This is a genomic window from Methanoregula sp., from assembly GCF_003170075.1.
In the GTDB taxonomy this organism is placed as follows: domain Archaea; phylum Halobacteriota; class Methanomicrobia; order Methanomicrobiales; family Methanospirillaceae; genus Methanoregula.
In genome coordinates this window covers 7,834-10,130 of sequence record NZ_PMZU01000003.1, presented here as the reverse complement: position 1 = coordinate 10,130, position 2,297 = coordinate 7,834, and the positions used below count along the sequence as shown (strand labels likewise).

Sequence of the window (2,297 nt, the reverse complement as noted above, 5' to 3'; positions counted from 1 at the left end):
TGAGGAGCGGGCGAGAGCAGCCGCTGGTGCCGGAGCAACGCGACAAGCCAGGGGCGTACTGCATCTCAACCGGAAACCGAACGGGGAAACAAGGGCGGTGATGTAAAGCGAATCGGAGTGCAGTGAGCGAGAAGCGAGCGGAACGCAGATGAGTGAACATGACCGACCGATCTTCATCTCAGCAAAACCGTTTCCGTGGGGGAAGCCCACGCGGCGAGGGGCGGAGCCCCGTTGAGCGTAACCTCTCCGTAATTATTGTGCAGATCGCCGCCCCGCTCCGCACGCTTCGTGCACCTTCGGTGCACTCACACTTGCTACGCGGACCGGCTTACCTCGTAAAACCGCTCAAAACCCAATTTTTGATCCCCTCCCCGGAAAAAATGACCCTCATAGTGGTATCCTGGTTGGGTTTTCTAGGCCCGGATGGGCTAAAATAGGTGGCGAAAAATGCCTCGATTAAATACCCTTTGGCGGGCTTTGAGTGAGGTGCATTTCTCCCTTATTTTGGCAAACAGAGCGATTTAAAGGCGTATTTTCCACAGGAAACGAAAAGAAGGAATTAACGGGATTTCCCGGTGACTCGCATTTAGGATCCTGACCCCTTATTCCAGGGTTCTCCGACGGAGGATAGGTGATGGGGGAGATTATCTCCTCCTTTCACCCCCCCATCCCCGTAATCAACCCCACCACCTGCTGAGCTGTCACCGGGTCCACCACCCGGGTCAGCACCAGCCCCGCCATCGCAACGAACAAGGTCCAGAACACTCTCTTCACTTGCTCATTCTTCCCGAACGCTTCGATCGCTGCATCCGCATCCGCCTTCATCGCCTGCTGCATAATTTTTGGCAAAAACACAAACAGCGGCAGGAACAGAACCGCAGCACCGATGAACGCAAGCGTGATCTCCGCCCGGCCTGCAAGGAAGATCCCGACCGGGACCGCAAACACACCGGCCATCATCGCGGCCATCCCGACCTCGCCAAACCAGAAGTAATGCCGTTTATCAGAATAGTTCAATCGCTCTTCATTCGTGAGCGCTGTGAGATCAAAGATACCGAGCGTATTCAGCATCCCGTACCAGACCGCGTGTGTCTCCTCCGGGTCCGCAACGAGACCGAGGAACAGCACCGCGATCGGTACAATCAGAAGAAGAAGAGGAAGATGAGCCAGCACCAGGACCAGCCCGAGCAGACACCCGGTCCCGCAGATGGCGGCCCGGGTCTGCACCTCATTCTCGAACATCAGGACTCTCCGCAATCCGGATCTCAAACACCGGGCTTGTGTATCCGCCATTCGCCGGGCTGAAATCCCGGACCCGGCCCATCTGGGCAAACTTGCGCCGACCGGTCCAGATCTGGACGGTGTGGATACCAGGAGCACGCGGGTAAACCCGGCGGCCATCGATGTCGTGCATCTCCTCATAGGGAGGAATGTCAAACCAGTCCGGCCAGAACCGGATACCTCGCGGGATGTCGGTCCCCCGGTACAGGTCCTGCAACCTCATGGGTGAGAGGTTGTCATAAATCACATCGATGATCAAATTCTCATCAGCCTGCTCCGGGTGCAGATCCAGTTCATAGAAGATTGGATTGCGCCGCACCTCGTCCCGGGTGAGCGGGGTGTTAATCGTCAGCGGCTCAAGCCCGTCGAACTTTCCCCGGTACAGGCCGGTCACGGTTGCGACCGGCTGTATGTTCTCAGCTACCATGACACTCCTCCTTGATATGTTCATGCTCATCCCGGAGTTTCTTGAACTCCTCGACGACCTCATCATANNCCGAGCACAATTGCTAAAATTTCCGTTTCCATAGCGGTCCTCCGCACGTGACGAGCGAACCAAAAAGAGAGGTGACCGGGAGGTCTCCTCTCCCCCGGGTTTTGTTCGTCTGGCGATTCTAGGCGAGTGCCGCCACGGTGTCCGCCCAGGTCTCGACCCGGGTCCGGATGGCTTCATCCGAGTAGGACGTGAGGGTTACCCGGTCGCGGCTGAAGGTCACCTGGTACAATTCGCCGTTGGTGTCGTGGCACTTGAGGGTCGCGCTGAACGCTTCGTTCTCGGTGTCGCGGACCGCAGTGCCGCCATGGGCTGCACTGAGGGCTGCACTGGCGACAAGAGCCGTTGCCCCTGCATTGAACCCGGCGATGGTGTTGAACTTGTCCGACAGGCTGCCGACAACCTTTGCATCGGAGTCCTGGTAGACGATCTTCACCGTGTACCCTTCCTTGGTCTTTTCTACCGGGTCATGGTTCAGCCCGGCGGTCATATAGGCTACGCATGCAAACGGGTTGTCGGTGAT

At 57.6% G+C, this 2,297-nt stretch carries 3 protein-coding genes; all 3 read right to left on the bottom strand.

Going from position 1 to position 2,297, the window contains the following annotated elements; translation table 11 throughout:
- Nucleotides 1-657: 657 nt before the first annotated feature.
- Entirely contained in the window at nucleotides 658-1,242 is a 585-nt protein-coding gene (locus QZN75_RS00235) for a hypothetical protein (RefSeq protein ID WP_292423200.1), read from the bottom strand.
- Nucleotides 1,229-1,708, bottom strand: coding sequence for a hypothetical protein (locus tag QZN75_RS00230; protein ID WP_292423197.1), 480 nt, complete (start codon nucleotides 1,706-1,708; stop codon nucleotides 1,229-1,231). Before QZN75_RS00230 ends, QZN75_RS00235 begins: the two co-directional genes overlap by 14 nt.
- Nucleotides 1,709-1,895: 187 nt before the next feature.
- A partial coding sequence (locus QZN75_RS00225) for a hypothetical protein (protein WP_292423195.1) occupies nucleotides 1,896-2,297 on the bottom strand: 402 nt, incomplete at its 5' end.